The sequence below is a fragment of the Pantoea sp. RSPAM1 genome (genome assembly GCF_038816185.1).
Lineage (GTDB): Bacteria > Pseudomonadota > Gammaproteobacteria > Enterobacterales > Enterobacteriaceae > Pantoea > Pantoea ananatis.
Genome location: NZ_CP046137.1, coordinates 1,702,931 through 1,717,443, shown reverse-complemented (window position 1 = coordinate 1,717,443; position 14,513 = coordinate 1,702,931). Strand labels below are relative to the sequence as shown.

Genomic DNA, 14,513 nt, shown 5'->3' with positions numbered 1-14,513 from the left:
GCGACAGGCTGGCAGAACAGCCTATTAAGGCTGACCGAGCGTGTCCAGCAGCGCGGCAGAGGTAGCAACGGCACCAAAGATGCCGCCCTGCATGTGGATCATGCTCAGCGCGGCTTCATGATGGCGTTGCTCTGTGGCGGCACAACAGTCGGACAATACCAGGCACTCATATCCGCGATCGTTGGCCTCTCTCAGCGTCGTATGAACACATACATCCGTCGTGATACCGGTAATAATTAAATTCCGAATGCCGCGACTGCGTAAGACCAGCTCAAGGTCTGTGGCATAAAAGGATCCTTTACCGGGCTTATCAATGATCACTTCTCCTGCTAAGGGGGCGAGCTCGGGGATAATCTCCCAGCCCGGCTCACCGCGCACCAGGATACGGCCGCACGGCCCTGTACTGCCGATCTCCGCCTGCATCCTGGCCGAACGCCAGCGCTTGTTTGCCGGTAAGTCACTCAGGTCCGGGCGGTGCCCTTCCCGGGTATGAATGATGGGAAACTGAAGCGCCCGCATACGTGCCAGTAACACTTTAAGGGGTTCGACAGGCGCACGCGTCAGGCCAATGTCGTAGCCCATCCTGTCAACGTAGCCCCCCGGGCCACAAAAATCGATTTGCATATCAATGACGAGGAGAGCCGTGTCGGCCGGACTAAACTGGCCGTCAAACGGCCACGGATACGGGGTTGAGTTCACGCTGTACTCAGGCATTCTTTTTCTCCAGTAAGGGTGCCGGGGCACGTAATTTCATCATCAGGGTGTAACTCAGTGCGGCGGTCACCAGACCGATCACCGCTTCACCAAACTGTGGGAACGCGAGATGTGCAATAACGGCGCACAGACTGCCCAGTGCCCAGGCCGCAAACGCCACGCCACGAAAACGCTGCGGAGCACGCTTCTCACTCATCTTTGCCATGAAGATCAGATCGACAATCATTACCGCACCAAACGGCGGCACCACCACGCCCAGCAGACTCAGCCATTCGAGAAAATATGACCAGACGCCTGCCAGTGCCAGCAGACCGCCGATGGCGCCAAGAATCAGGGTCCAGCGGCGCATCTTGCTGTTAAAAAGATGGCTAAACCCGACCGCACCGTTATAAAGACAGTGCGTACATACCGAGCCAAGGTTGATAAACACAAACAGGAAAGCCACCAGGGTCAGGACATCACCATGGCCCATCAGCATGGGCAGAAAGTTGCCGCCGTTCGTCAGCGGATCGACCGCCGCGCCAACTGAAACGATAATCACGCCAAACAGATAGGCGATCAGGTTCGCAACCGGAAAGGCCGAAAAGGCGGCAATGACCGCAGCGCGTCCACTCTTCGACCAGCGGGTGAAATCGGCGGTCATGGTGCCGGAATCGGCAAAACCCGCCACCACCATGGTGACCGCCGTACCCATGCTCATGGCCCCCGCCACCGCCGGGCTACCTGTCCAGTGGAACATGCTGGCAAAGTCATGCGTCTGACCGATGAAGTAGAGCGCCACAAAGCCGAGTACAATAAATAACGGTGCGGCGATCATGCCCAGCACCGAGAGCGCGCGGACGCCCAAAAAGGTGACGGCAGTAAACAACACCATGGAAAACGCCGTCACGCCCAGCGCATTCCAGCCGAACGTCTCATGAATCACCGTACCGGTCAGTCCGGTCTGAAAGGCGTACCAGCCAATCACCACGGTCGAGAGGAAGCCCGACACGAGGATGTAACCTTTGCTGCCAAAGGTTCTTTTCGCCTGCAGGGCAAAATTCATACCGGTGTTACCGGCAAACCAGCTCAGCGCACCGACGTAGGCAAACAGCACCAGATTGCCCATCACAATCGCCAGCAGCGCAGGCCAGAAGCCAAGGTGCCAGGTGATGATGCCGCCAAACAGCGCATTCGTGAGGATCATAGGAAAACCAAACCAGACGGCCGAAACCGACCGGGTCGGATGGCGATGTGAGAGCGGCACGGGTTCGTGCTCAAACTCCTGCTCTAACGTTGGGGAAGCCTGTTTTTTCATTTGTCAGTTCCTGGTCAATGTCAGTCTACGGATAGCCGCGTCAGCGCACTGTTTTTCATCCCGTACTCGCCATCGTTATGACGAAAAACGTGCCGTATCGCTGCCGACATGTGTGCATTGCGTGGCGTTGATGTGCCGCCTTGCCGGGCTGTTAATCCGTTTTCCACGCATGTGTTCTTCTGGATAGGGCTTACCGGACAGGATTTGCATGAAGCATGCCAAAAATCGCCGCCCCGACGTCATAGGGCGTGAATGCCCGTCGGGATACGGCCTTGGATACAAGATCGAATTCTTATGATAAGACGCGCTGCTCCCCCGGCCGCGTCACGGCGGTTCAGGGCACGTTTATGGGGCAGACTGCACAACAAATGGGAAACTTTACAGCACCATCTGGAAAGCTATTTTCACGTCAGATCGTCACGGGATTGTCATGTGTCATTAACGCTTTGCGGCCACAATACCGGGTCACCATTCGCCCTGAAGGTTTTCATCATGTCTGCTGCTGTTCGTTTTGGCCTTTATCTGGCGCTGTTTTCTGGCATGGTTTCGACACCTGTATTGGGTCAGGATCGGCCCGCTACCGCACTGCCTGTCCCGCCGAGGGATCCGGGCTTCACCGACAGCGCGCCTGCCGCAGACGTGCCCGCGTTTATCGACAATATCGCCACGAACCAACGTGGTGATGCCCGGTTTGCGACGCTCGACACCAATGCCGGTGTGCGCGTGGTATCCGGCTTTCTTGCCCTGTGGCGCCCACGCACGCTAAAGGTCGATGCGGGGATTACCGCGCCGGCCCGTGAGGGTTTTGCAGCCATTACGCCTTCTGACTGCACGGGACTGCCTGATAAGGCCCCCGAGTGCGGCACAATCCTCAATTCTCACGTCCTGGCCGCGAATGTTCAGTATGTGGTGACAACGACACGACGGCGCACGGCAGCCCAGGCTGAGGCGGCCTATTACGACGACCGTCGTGGCAAAGGCTACAGCGTCACAGATGGCATGGGGCCACTGACGGGCGCATGGCGCAGTGCGGCCCAGCAGGTCACAACCCTGACACGCATTCCGGCTGATGCCACCACCGTGCTGTACGTGGATAAAGGCAACAATACCGGTGTGGGCAGTCAGGAAGGCAATCGCGACTTTGGTCTGGTGGTGGATTTTCTCAATGAAATGGGCAACAACGCCTCGACCGAACCGGTGAAGCGCTTCTATAAATATGCGCGTCCGTATCGCTGGCGTTCGGCGGTAGAGGTTGTTCCTGCGCTTGTGCCTGCGGAGAATTCACAGCCCTCCATCGACGGCGGATTTATCAGCGGCCACACGGCGGAAGCCGTCAGAGATGCCCTTACCATGGCGTGGCTGGTGCCGGAGCGCTATCAGGAGATGGTCAGCCGCGGGATGGAGCTGGGCGAAAACCGGATCGTGGCCGGAATGCACTCGCCTCTGGACGTCATCGGCGGGCGCATGCTGGCGCTGGCGGTAACCACCGCCAATCTGACGGCTTATCATGAGGCAGCCAGGCGTGCCTTCACCCAGGCGCATCAGGCATTATGGCAACGCACCGCGACGCAACCGGCCACCTTCTTTGCCTATGCCCATGCCGCACCGCCGAGCGCCGATCGCTTCGCCGATCCCACCCTTAATCGCCTTCAGGCGCTGCGGCGCATGACCTTTGGGTTCGCCCCCATCGGCCCTCGCCACCGTTCCCCCGTGGTGCCCAAAGGGGCCGAGATCTTGCTGGAAACCCGGTTTCCCTATCTGAGCGCCCTGCAACGGCGCGTGGTATTAAAAACTACCGCGTTGGCCTCAGGCTACCCGATCATGGACGATGCTGAAGGCTGGGGACGCCTGAACATGGTGGCCGCCGCCGACGGATATGGTCAGTTTACCGGCAACGTTAAAGTGGCAATGGACGCCGCTAAAGGCGGTTTTAATCAGTCCGACAGCTGGCGGAATGCGATCGACGGTCAGGGAAAGCTGACCTTACAGGGTTCAGGCACCCTGAGGCTCACTGGCGCGAACCGCTACAGCGGCGGTACGGAGGTGCAGGGTGGCGTGCTGGAAGCCGGTTCAGCCCGCGCCTTCGGCGTGGGTGATCTCTATGTGGGCAATCAGGGCCGCGTGCGCATTGCTGCCCTGTCGCCGGTACAGGTGAAAAGCTACACGGCACTGCCCGAAGCCGGTCTGGAACTGGATATTGATGGTCAGGGTGGTGGCCGTCTCATCGTGAACGGGACCTTAGTGGCTGGGGGGACGCTGTGGGTGAAGTTTGTCAAAGGCTATCGCCCAGCAGCGGGCGATCTGATCCCGTTGATGCAGGCGGGCTCACTTGCGGCGCACTTTAGTCGCATCATTGTCGAAGGCTATCAGGCCAGACCTGTCAGCAGCGCGACGCGACTCAGTATTACGCTGCTCTGAACCTGATAAGCCCCGGCAAGGCGCGCAGGGAATGAGGTTGTCAGGTTCCTGCGCGCTTAACCAAACGTCAGACGCCGAACTCCATTGGGTTATGCTTGCTAATCAGGGAGCGCAGCGGCACGCTGCTTTTCATGACGGGTGATTTAATCACGATATAGCTGAAGTACTTATCGATACCAATTTGCGCATCCAGCATCTTCTCAATCACATCCTGATAATGCTCAATGCTGCGGGTAATAAAGCGCAACAGGTAATCGTAGCCACCAGTAATCAAGTGACACTCCATCAGTTCATCAACTTCACGCATCGCTGCTTCGAACTTCATAAAGTCTTCGCGACGATGTCCGTTCAGGGTGACTTCGGTAAACACGGTGACGGAATCGGTAATTTTGGTGAGATTGACGTGCGCTTCATAGCCGGTAATAAAGCCGGCCTGCTCCAGCCGTTTTACCCGCTGCAGGCAGGGACTCGGGGACAGCCCCACTGCATCGGCGAGATTGACGTTGCTGATACGGCCATCTTTTTGGAGTTGCACCAGAATATTGATATCGATGCGGTCGAGTTTCATTAAGCCGTTCATAGCACCCCTCATTGTTTACAGCTGTACTGGATGTTCGTTACTACCCAGAAAGGTTCTGTGTGTGTCAGCGCAACGCGCATTCTGCGTGATACTTAAAATACGCCTTTTAAAATAACAACTACGCTACTTTTTTGTAACACAAAAAATCCCGGGCTTATCACGCTTTGCAAAAAATGCGCCAGCGTGACACCCGGTTGCGGCGTGGCAGGCCGCAGGCCGGGTGGTTGCTTTGTCAATGAGAGCAGCGAGGGTTACAAACGACCGGTCGCGCGCGCCAGCGCGATATCGAAAATATGCAGCGCCTCTTCAAGTTGCGAGTCGGTGGTCACTAACGGTGCAAGGAAACGTATGGTGTTGCGATGTAAGCCACATTTAATCAGCAGTAACCCCTCCTGACAGGCGCAGTCGAGGATCTTTTGCGTCAGTGCACTGTCAGGTTTATGCGTATCCACATCCAGAATCTCAACGGCCTGCATAAAGCCCACGCCGCGTACATCGCCGATGCAGGCATATTTATCCGCAAGCTGGCGCAGACGCTGGTTTAACTGCTCGCCTAACTGGCAGGAACGCGCCAGCAGGTTTTCCTGCTCAAAGATATCCAGTACAGCCAGTGCCGCCGCACAGGCCAGCGCGTTACCGCCATAAGTACCGCCCAGGCCGCCAGGGGCCGGACTGTCCATAATCTCGGCTTTGCCCACCACGCCCGAAATCGGCAGACCACCAGCCAGACTTTTCGCCGTGGTAATCATGTCAGGCTTGATGCCGAGTTGCTGGAAGGCAAACATGGTGCCGGTACGGCCAAAACCGCTCTGGATTTCATCACAGATCAGCAGGATGCCATGCTGGGTAGTAATCCGACGCAGCGCCTGCATAAACGCCGGGCCTGCAGGTAAGAAGCCGCCATCGCCCTGAACAGGTTCAATGATAATCGCGGCGACGCGCTCCGGCAGAATTTGCACAGCAAACAGCTGATCAAGTGCTTTCAGACAGTCGGCTTCCGTCACACCGTGCAATGGATTCGGGAACGGCAGACGATAAACATCACTCGGGAACGGACCAAAATTCTGCTTGTACGGTGCAGACATGCCGGTCAGCGTCACGCCAAGCAGGGTGCGGCCGTGGAACGCGCCATCAAAAGCGATGATGCCTGGACGCTGTGTATGCGCACGGGCAATTTTTACTGCGTTCTCCACGGCTTCCGCGCCACTGGTGAAGAAAACACTTTTATAATGGTCGTCACCGCCGACCAGTTTATTCAGACGCTGCGCCAGTTCGATATAACCCGGGTAAGCCACCACCTGAAAACAGGCATGTGACACCAGACCCAGTTGGCGGGTTACGGCGTTAACCACGGCCGGATGGTTATGGCCAACGTTAAGGACGCCAATACCGCCCACAAAATCCAGGTAGCGGTTGCCTTCCACATCCCATACTTCACTGCCTTTGGCTCGCTCAATCACCAGCGGATGCGCGGTAACAATGCCACACGGCACATGATGTTCACGGACATCCAGCAACAGGCTGTTATCCGAATAAGTTTGCTTTTCTGCCAGGACATTCTGCATTTCTCTACCTCATCCACGTCGTGTTCGGTTGGCTTCAGTATCGCAATCTGTCGATTGGTTACGGTGCCGTAATTCCGCCAGTAGCGGCATTAAGTGTTAAAATCCCACAGGTTTCAGCAAGGAAATGTTGCCCCCAGCCCGTGGCAGGCCAGCGTGATAAATGCCCGTATTCCATGCGGTATCAACGCGTCGTTAAAGTCATAGGCCGCATGATGCAGCGGCTTAGAGGGTGCGGATCCGATCCACAAATAAGCACCGGGTTTCGCCTGCAACATAAACGCAAAATCTTCTGAGGTCAGCGCAGGCTGTGGTGCCGGCTCTGCGCGCATTCCCGCCGCCTGCAGGGCGGCAAGTGCCTGAGTGGCTTCCGCGTCGCTGTTAATCGTGGCCGGGTAATAGCGCACATAGTTGACCTCGGCCTGTAAACCGTGCGCAGCCGTGATATGTTCCGCCATCTGCCGCAGACGTGATTCGATGATGTCCTGCGCCGCCGGGTTGAAGGTGCGTACCGTGCCGGTGATGTTGGCTTCTGCAGGGATCATATTATGAGAAAATCCCCCCTGCATGCGCGTCACGGTCAGGAGCGCAGGTTCGCAGGGATCAAGCGCACGCGGCACCAGGGTGTTGAGCTGGACGACCAGCTCACTCAGTGCCAGCAGCGTGTCGTGGGTCAAGTGGGGCTGGGCAGCGTGGCCGCCTGCGCCTTTGACAGTGATATCAAAACGGTCGGCCGCGGCCATAATGGGCCCGGGACGGGTTTGAATCTCGCCGAGCGGGAGCTCCGGCCAGTTGTGCAACGCAAACACCCCATCGCAGGGAAAGCGCTCAAACAGGCCATCGTCGATCATGGCTTTCGCCCCCGCCAGCCCCTCTTCTGCCGGTTGAAAGATAAAGCACACTGTGCCGTCGAACTCAATTTCGCGCGCCAGCTTTTCCGCTGCGCCCAGTAGCATCGTTGTGTGCCCGTCATGACCACAGGCATGACTGCGGTTTTGTTCCAGGCTGGTCCAGGCGACCTCACCTTTATCCTGCATGGGAAGCGCATCCATATCGGCGCGCAGCCCAATCATGCGCGGACTCGTGCCTTTCTTCAGCACGCCCACGATACCGGTTTTGCCTATACCGCGATGCACTTCAATGCCCAGGTCGTGCAAGAAACGGGCGACAATCTCACTGGTACGCTGCTCGTGAAATCCCAGTTCCGGGTGGCGGTGTAAATCCCGGCGCAACGCCACTAAATGGTCCATCTCAATATCCTCGTGAACGATCGATAACGCCGTGCAGCGGCTCGCCGCGTTGAAAGCGCCGCAGGTTGGCAACCAGTGCGCTCACCGCGCTGTCGTTTTGGGTTCGGCTGGCAATGTGCGGCGTCAGCCAGATGGCAGGATGTGTCCAGAACGCATGACCGGCAGGCAGCGGCTCTGGTTCCGTCACATCAATCACGGCGGCGCGTAACTGACCGCTGTCCAGCGCGGCAAGTAAATCGTGCTCATTAAGCTGTGGCCCACGTCCCGCCTGCACCAGTGCTGCCCCAGCGGGCAGTTGGCTGAACAGTCTGGCATTCAGCAGGCCCTGTGTGCTGGGCGTCAGAGGCAACAGACAGACCAGAATGTCGCTGCGTGACAGAAACGCGTCAAGCTGGTCGTCGCCGTGCCAGCAGGTTGCGCCCGGTATCGCATGCGGCGTCCGGCTCCAGCCGCCACAGTCAAAGCCTAACGTCTGAAGCTGCGTCAGTGCGGCGCGCCCCAGTTCACCCAGCCCCATGATCCCAACGCGACGCTCACTGGCCGGTAGGGCTGAATGGACGTGCCACTGCTGTGCCCGCTGTTGCTGAAAATAGCATGGCATATCGCGATGAAGTCCCAGCACAGCGAAGGTAATGTATTCCACCATGCCCTGTGTCAGACCCGGTTCGATCATCCTGACTAACGGCAGGTGCGCAGGGAGTGCGGACAGATCAAACTGCTCCGCTCCGGCCCCCACGGAAAACAGGATTTTCATGTTGGGGAAGCGGCTGGCCATGTCCTCCGGCGGCAGCCAGGCGATTACGGCATCAACCTGATGCGGATCGCCCGTTTCAGGCCAGAGATGTAAATGGATATCCGGCGCATGCGCCGCCAGCCAGCGCTGCCACATCAGGCCGCGCTGAGGCTCCGATTTGTAGACAATATGCATCAGGCCATTGCCTGGGTCATTAAGCCAAACGCCTGCATCCCTTGTGGCATCCAGACGTCACCACGCACCATCGTGACTGGCGAATCCACATTACTCAGCCCCAGGCTTTCAAACCAGGCGGCCATCGGCAGCGCGGCATCCGTATCCATGCGCAGGTATTCGCCTTTCAGGCCCTGCATCAGCGCGGCGGTCAGCGCCTGCGCCACGGGAAAACTGTCCGCGATAATCGGACCAATCACCCAGCCGCGACCAAAACGGCGCAGACTGGCAAAACCGCGGGCCTGTTGTGCATCGTCCCGCAACATCACGGTCTGGTTATCGTCAATCAGATGGGCAATCAGTTCAGGGCGATAAAGCCCATGGGCCGCCTGATCCATTTGCACCAGCCTGTCCTGATCGTCTTGTGTCGCGGTAGACAAGGTTAATCCCGTGGGAATCTGCACGGTCGGCACGCTATTCAGGGACGGCGTTTGGTACTGCATGATTTTGCCGCAGGTCACAAAGCCCAGTTTCTCATACAGGCCCTTGCCCATTTCGGTTGCATGCAGGCGCACGTTATAGCCCGGTGCTTTTTCCAGCAGCGCCAGCATCAGCTGTTTACCCAGCCCACGTCCCTGATGCTGATTCGCCACGATGACCAGCCCAATCGTGGCGGCCTCATCACCCCAGCGCCAGAGAATCGCGCTGCCGATGACCTCGCCCTGCTCCTCTATCACCACCCCTTCGCCGAGTTGGATGCCGATAGCCCAGTCCTCCCGACGGTGTGGCCAGTTAAGCGCCTGGCTCATCGCGTAAACCTGAGGAATATCATCTGTGGTCATCGTACGAATATGAAATGTCATTTTGCTTTCCTTACATCATGCCAGGTGCATCAAGTTCGCTGCCGTCAGTAAAACGGCTGTAGCGATAAGGTGTCGGATCCACAACCGGCGTGGCGTCCGTCGCCAGTTCAGCGGCGAGGCGGCCCGCGCCGGGGCCAATGCCAAAACCGTGTGCGCTGAACCCCGCCGACAGCACCAGGCCAGGCAATTTTGCCACCGTTGAAATAACCGGAATGGCATCCGGCGTACTGTCAATCATGCCGCCCCAGGCCTGGGCGACTTTGAGATTCGCCAGGGCAGGAAATTCGCGGCGCATCGCGGCCAGTCCGCTTTCCACGACCCAGGCATCGGCAGCCGGATCCAGAATACGCATCCGCTCAAACGGCGAAACGGCATCCAGATCCCAGCGCCCCATCGCCTCAGGACCTTGAAAGAACGGCTTCACCCCCAGATTCAGGGTAAGATTTTTACGGCGGCTTTTGAACGTGGGGTAAAACTGACGCAGATATCGCAGGCCCTGCGCGCCGGGCTCCAGCCTACCGCGACCGGACACAGAAACGGTATAGCTGCCATCCAGCTGCGGCCGACAGGCGAAACTTTCGGTATAAAACGGCACGGCAATGGCCTGCTCAATGGGCTGCGTGCGAAAGGCGGTGCCAATCACATTCCCCAACGGCAGATCGATGCCGTGCCGGCGGCAAAACATGGATGTCCAGGCACCAGCCGCACAGATCACGCGGGGGGTTTTGATCAGGCCGCGTTCCGTAACGACACCACTCACACGTCCGGCCGCGATATCCAGCCCGCGCACGGCACATTGCTGAAAGACCAGCGCCCCCTTTTTCTGCGCGCCAATCACGATACCCGGCGCGGCCAGTCTGGGTTCTGCTGCACCGTCGTCGGGGGCCGAAACGCCGCCCAGCCAGTTTGTCGTGCTGCCCGGCGTCAGGGCTTTTGCCTGCTGCGCGTTCAATATATCGCTGCGCACGCCGTACTGCTTTGCCATCTGCCCCCACGCGTCCCAGGCGGCAATGTCCGCTTCATTGCGGGTGGCATAGACCAGGCCGCTACGTCGGAACCCCAGCTCCTCGCCGGTATCAAGGCTTAATTGTTCCCAGCCGCGCAGGGCTTCAATCACCAGTGGCAGTTCACGCTCATCGCGGTTCTGCTGACGGCACCAGCCCCAGTTACGACTGGATTGCTCGGCCCCGACCAAGCCCTTCTCAATCAGTACCACCTTCAGGCCTTGTTTAGCCAGATACCAGGTGGCAGCAGCACCGGCGATACCGGCACCAATCACCACCACATCAGCGGTATCCGGGAAGTTCGGGCTGTCCTGTACATAACGAATCGGTGCGGGCATAGCGATACAACCTCGTCTTGTGTTGGGGCATGCTGGCGATGACCTGCCGTCCTGCTCCTGAACAGGTTTCACTTACCGAAAGAGCCGTGTCGGTTATTCGGCTTTCAGAATCTCTTCATGCTCGTCCAGCCAGCCCTGACGGAGCTCAGGCACAGCACGTTTCAGGCGTTCGAAATAAAGTTCGCTGGTCGGCTGTTCATAATTACCGCGAGCCAGTTGGGTCACGATAGCGCCATTGCGCATCACCACAATCTCATCACACACGGCTCGCACCGCGTGCATATCGTGACTGATGAAGATGACCGACAGGCCCAGCTCGCGGCGCAGCTCACTGATCAGATCCAGCACCGCCGAAGCCACAACGGTGTCGAGTGCCGAAGTCACCTCGTCACAGAGAATGACATCCGGCTCTGCTGCCAGGGCCCGCGCCAGATTCACGCGCTGCTTTTGCCCACCCGAGAGCGACCAGGGACGGCGCGAAAGAACAGTGCGCGGCAACTTCACCAGATCCAGAAGTTGATACAACCTGTTTTGTCGGGCGATGCCGCTTAGTCCATGAAACAGCGTCAGCGGACGCGACAGAATGCGCTCCACGCTGTGCGCGGGATTAAGCGCCGTATCCGCCATTTGAAAAACATACTGAATCCGGCGCAGCTCGTTATCCGTGCGCTTTTGCATCTGGTCGGCCACCATGTGGCCGTTAAACAGGATGTGCCCCTGACAGGCCGGATTCAGACCGGCTATCGCATGAGCCAGCGTGGTTTTCCCCGAGCCGGACTCGCCGATAATGCCGATCGCCTGGCCTTTCCAGAGCGTCAGGTTGATGTTTTCCAGAATGCGCACTTTGGGCAGGCCATCGCTGCCTTTTGGCCCGTAACCGGCAGACAGATCGCGCACTTCCAGCAGCGGCAGTTCCTCCGGCTTCGCCGGGCACCAGTTGCTGGGGCGCTCTTTTTGCTGTGCCGCATCCATCAGCAGGCGCGTATAGTCTGCCTGCGGCGCACCAATAAGATGTGCGGTCGTGCCGTATTCGGCTATTTTGCCTTGCAGTAAGACCAGAATCCGGTCGGCCATTTGCGCGACGACGGCCAGATCGTGGCTGACATAAATCGCCGTCACGCCACGCTGTTTCACCACGCGGCGGAATGCTTTGAGCACCTCGACCTGGGTGGTGACATCCAGTGCAGTCGTGGGCTCATCAAGAATCACCACCTCTGGGTCGCTAATCAGCGCCATGGCCGTCATTAAACGTTGCAGCTGACCGCCTGAGACCTGGTGCGGAAAGCGATCGCCAATGGTGTCGGGGTTTGGCAACGCCAGCTCACGGAACAGGCCCAGCGCTTTGGCTTTTGCCGCCTTGCGCGTCATCGTGCCATGAATCACCACCGGCTCGATGACCTGATCGATAATTTTCATGCCGGGGTTAAATGAGGCCGCCGCACTCTGCGCAATGTAGGACACCTTGTTGCCGCGGAAAAAGCGCAACTCGGCGGGCGTTAACGTCATGATGTTGGTGCCGGCGACGTGGATATTGCCTTCGCCGATTTTACAGCCGTGACGGGCATAGCCCATCAGTGCCATCGCGATGGTGGTTTTACCCGAGCCGGATTCACCAATCAGCGCCAGCACTTCTCCCTTCTGCACCGTGAAGCGGATATCGGAGACGATATCCAGTTCATCGCCGTTGTCGTTGTGCGCCGTTACGCGCAGCTTGTCGACCGAAATCACAGGCATCGCCGTATGTGGTGTCACGTTCATGCCCCCTCCTTTGCCAGCGTCAGCGGACGCATGCTCTGCAAACTGTCAATAAACAGGTTGACGGCAATCGTGAGACTGGCAATCGCCACGGCAGGCATTAACACCGCCGGCGATCCGTCAAACAGCCCCTGAATATTTTCACGCACTAAGGTCCCCCAGTCGGCATACGGCGGCTGAACACCCAGCCCCAGGAAACTCAGCCCGCTTAACAGCAAGACGATGTACACAAAGCGCAGACCGAAATCGGCCAGCACCGGATGCAGCATATTCGGCAGAATATCGTGAATAGCAATGTACCAGCGGCTTTCGCCGCGCAGACGCGAGGCCCGAACGTAATCCATGTTGCGTAGACTACTGGCTAACGCAAACGCAATGCGGAAGGCACCCGGCCAGTAGGTAAACACCGCTGTTATCAGCAGCATCGGCAGTGAGGAGCCAAAGACCGCCACAATCATCAGCGCCAGGATTTTGCCCGGCAGCACCAGCATGGCATCGTTAATGCGGCCCAGCAGCTCTTCCAGCCAGCGTCCGGTGACCGCGGCAATTAAGGCCAGCATCGTGCCAATCAGGCTGGCGAGAATGGCCGCGCCCAGCGCCAGTCCTAGTGAGAACTTCGCGCCATACATAATGCGCGTGAGCATGTCTCGTCCCAGATAATCGGTGCCTAACAGGTTCTCCGGGGTGAATCCGCCCATCAAGGGGCCGGAGCCGATATCGTCAAGGCTGTGCGGTGCCCACCAGGTGCCAAACAACGCGATGATCAGCCAGAACAGCGTCACGACCAGGCCCAGACGGCCTGACAACGACAGTGACTGAAAAATTCGCCAGGGAAGCAGTAATTTCATCAGCTCCTCCATTTCGGGTTAAAGGCGATAGTGACAATATCCGCGGCCAGCAGCAGTAACAGATAACAGCCGGCAAACAGCATGACGCAAAGCTGTACGACAGGCAGATCGCGGTTACTGACCGCATCCACCATCTGACTGGCCAGACCGGGATAGCTGAAGATGGTTTCAATAATGATGACGCCGCCAAACAGGTAAGAGAGGCTGAGCGAGATGGCGTTCGCAATCGGGCCGACGGCGTTAGGCAAGGCGTGACGCAGTACTGCGCGCATCGGGGAAACGCCTTTCAGCAAGGCCATTTCCAGATAAGGGCTGTCGAGCTGGTTGATGATCGCTGCGCGCGTCATGCGTGCCATTTGTGCGACCAGCCCGCAACATAAGGTGATCACCGGTAACGCATAAGCTTTGATATAACTGGCGAAATCCATATTGGGACTGCCCAGTGACATGGCAGAGACCCAGTGCAGTTTCACTGCAAAAATCAAGACCGCCACGGTGGCTACGAGAAACTCTGGCACGGCGACCGTAGCCATCGTGCCAATCACCAGCGTCCGATCCAGCTTCGACCCCCGGTTCATGGCCGCCGCAATGCCGATAATCAGTGCAAGGGGCACGCAGATGGCGGTCGTGGTAGCCGCCAGTTCAAACGTCGCCGGAAGCCGTTGAGCCACCAGCTGTGCCACCGGAAGATGACTGGCAAATGAGGTGCCAAAATTTCCTGTCAGCATACCGCCGAGCCAGGTGAAGTAGCGCACCAGCAGGGGCTGATCTAAGCCCAGTTGCTGGCGCAGGGCCGCCACGGTTTCCGGCGTGGCGTTTTGCCCCAGAATCATTTGCGCCGCATCGCCCGGCAGCAGGCTGGTGATAAAAAACACCACCGCCGAGACGATAAGCAAGGTCAGGATGCCGGCGCCAATGCGCCGGGCAATCAGGAACATCATGTATCGGTTCATCGGCGAACTCCTCTTACAGACGCG

Annotated in this window: 12 protein-coding genes; 1 reads left to right on the top strand and 11 read right to left on the bottom strand. The window is 58.3% G+C overall.

The features are described from left to right. Window positions 1–24: 24 nt before the first annotated feature. Together GKC68_RS08535 and GKC68_RS08530 are read right to left on the bottom strand one after the other, a co-directional pair. Window positions 25–714, bottom strand: a complete 690-nt coding sequence (locus GKC68_RS08535; RefSeq protein WP_028724801.1) for an isochorismatase family cysteine hydrolase — start codon at window positions 712–714, stop codon at window positions 25–27. After that, window positions 707–2,011, bottom strand: a complete 1,305-nt coding sequence (locus GKC68_RS08530) for a cytosine permease (RefSeq protein ID WP_028724802.1) — start codon at window positions 2,009–2,011, stop codon at window positions 707–709. The genes GKC68_RS08535 and GKC68_RS08530 overlap by 8 nt, the downstream gene beginning before the upstream one ends. Window positions 2,012–2,503: 492 nt before the next feature. On the opposite strand from GKC68_RS08530, the gene GKC68_RS08525 reads away from it, so the two are divergent. Next, the gene (locus tag GKC68_RS08525; protein ID WP_342656756.1) at window positions 2,504–4,429 is read left to right on the top strand and encodes a phosphatase PAP2 family protein; all 1,926 of its coding nucleotides are present in this window, start codon (window positions 2,504–2,506) and stop codon (window positions 4,427–4,429) included. Window positions 4,430–4,496: 67 nt separating this feature from the next. Here GKC68_RS08525 and GKC68_RS08520 read toward each other — a convergent pair whose 3' ends face one another. The 9 genes from GKC68_RS08520 to GKC68_RS08480 form a co-directional block, all read right to left on the bottom strand. Next, window positions 4,497–5,009 carry an Lrp/AsnC family transcriptional regulator gene (locus GKC68_RS08520; RefSeq protein WP_019106483.1) on the bottom strand — a complete coding sequence of 171 codons (513 nt, stop codon included), beginning with the start codon at window positions 5,007–5,009 and terminating at the stop codon, window positions 4,497–4,499. 251 nt (window positions 5,010–5,260) lie between these two features. Continuing rightward, the gene (gene gabT / locus GKC68_RS08515) at window positions 5,261–6,574 is read right to left on the bottom strand and encodes a 4-aminobutyrate--2-oxoglutarate transaminase (protein ID WP_252294637.1); all 1,314 of its coding nucleotides are present in this window, start codon (window positions 6,572–6,574) and stop codon (window positions 5,261–5,263) included. A gap of 113 nt (window positions 6,575–6,687) precedes the next feature. Next, window positions 6,688–7,821, bottom strand: a complete 1,134-nt coding sequence (locus GKC68_RS08510) for a M20 aminoacylase family protein (RefSeq protein ID WP_252294635.1) — start codon at window positions 7,819–7,821, stop codon at window positions 6,688–6,690. 1 nt (window position 7,822) lies between these two features. Continuing rightward, complete coding sequence (locus GKC68_RS08505; protein WP_047713906.1) at window positions 7,823–8,749, bottom strand: glyoxylate/hydroxypyruvate reductase A; 927 nt, start codon at window positions 8,747–8,749, stop codon at window positions 7,823–7,825. After that, complete coding sequence (locus GKC68_RS08500) at window positions 8,749–9,591, bottom strand: GNAT family N-acetyltransferase (RefSeq protein WP_047713907.1); 843 nt, start codon at window positions 9,589–9,591, stop codon at window positions 8,749–8,751. The genes GKC68_RS08505 and GKC68_RS08500 overlap by 1 nt, the downstream gene beginning before the upstream one ends. Window positions 9,592–9,601: 10 nt before the next feature. After that, the gene (locus tag GKC68_RS08495; RefSeq protein ID WP_252294631.1) at window positions 9,602–10,933 is read right to left on the bottom strand and encodes an FAD-binding oxidoreductase; all 1,332 of its coding nucleotides are present in this window, start codon (window positions 10,931–10,933) and stop codon (window positions 9,602–9,604) included. Window positions 10,934–11,026: 93 nt separating this feature from the next. Beyond that, the gene (locus GKC68_RS08490) at window positions 11,027–12,691 is read right to left on the bottom strand and encodes an ABC transporter ATP-binding protein (RefSeq protein ID WP_028724809.1); all 1,665 of its coding nucleotides are present in this window, start codon (window positions 12,689–12,691) and stop codon (window positions 11,027–11,029) included. After that, window positions 12,688–13,536, bottom strand: a complete 849-nt coding sequence (locus GKC68_RS08485; protein ID WP_028724810.1) for an ABC transporter permease — start codon at window positions 13,534–13,536, stop codon at window positions 12,688–12,690. Before GKC68_RS08485 ends, GKC68_RS08490 begins: the two co-directional genes overlap by 4 nt. Continuing rightward, a complete protein-coding gene (locus tag GKC68_RS08480; RefSeq protein WP_028724811.1) occupies window positions 13,536–14,489 on the bottom strand; it encodes an ABC transporter permease in 954 nt (317 codons plus the stop codon). The genes GKC68_RS08485 and GKC68_RS08480 overlap by 1 nt, the downstream gene beginning before the upstream one ends. Window positions 14,490–14,513: the final 24 nt, after the last annotated feature.

What these genes read in the sequence shown, in the direction of transcription:
- GKC68_RS08535 (WP_028724801.1), bottom strand. Translation starts at nt 714, where the DNA reads ATGCCTGAGTACAGCGTGAACTCAACCCCGTATCCGTGGCCGTTTGAC.
- GKC68_RS08530 (WP_028724802.1), bottom strand. Translation starts at nt 2,011, where the DNA reads ATGAAAAAACAGGCTTCCCCAACGTTAGAGCAGGAGTTTGAGCACGAA.
- GKC68_RS08525 (WP_342656756.1), top strand. Translation starts at nt 2,504, where the DNA reads ATGTCTGCTGCTGTTCGTTTTGGCCTTTATCTGGCGCTGTTTTCTGGC.
- GKC68_RS08520 (WP_019106483.1), bottom strand. Translation starts at nt 5,009, where the DNA reads ATGAACGGCTTAATGAAACTCGACCGCATCGATATCAATATTCTGGTG.
- gabT (WP_252294637.1), bottom strand. Translation starts at nt 6,574, where the DNA reads ATGCAGAATGTCCTGGCAGAAAAGCAAACTTATTCGGATAACAGCCTG.
- GKC68_RS08510 (WP_252294635.1), bottom strand. Translation starts at nt 7,821, where the DNA reads ATGGACCATTTAGTGGCGTTGCGCCGGGATTTACACCGCCACCCGGAA.
- GKC68_RS08505 (WP_047713906.1), bottom strand. Translation starts at nt 8,749, where the DNA reads ATGCATATTGTCTACAAATCGGAGCCTCAGCGCGGCCTGATGTGGCAG.
- GKC68_RS08500 (WP_047713907.1), bottom strand. Translation starts at nt 9,591, where the DNA reads ATGACATTTCATATTCGTACGATGACCACAGATGATATTCCTCAGGTT.
- GKC68_RS08495 (WP_252294631.1), bottom strand. Translation starts at nt 10,933, where the DNA reads ATGCCCGCACCGATTCGTTATGTACAGGACAGCCCGAACTTCCCGGAT.
- GKC68_RS08490 (WP_028724809.1), bottom strand. Translation starts at nt 12,691, where the DNA reads ATGAACGTGACACCACATACGGCGATGCCTGTGATTTCGGTCGACAAG.
- GKC68_RS08485 (WP_028724810.1), bottom strand. Translation starts at nt 13,536, where the DNA reads ATGAAATTACTGCTTCCCTGGCGAATTTTTCAGTCACTGTCGTTGTCA.
- GKC68_RS08480 (WP_028724811.1), bottom strand. Translation starts at nt 14,489, where the DNA reads ATGAACCGATACATGATGTTCCTGATTGCCCGGCGCATTGGCGCCGGC.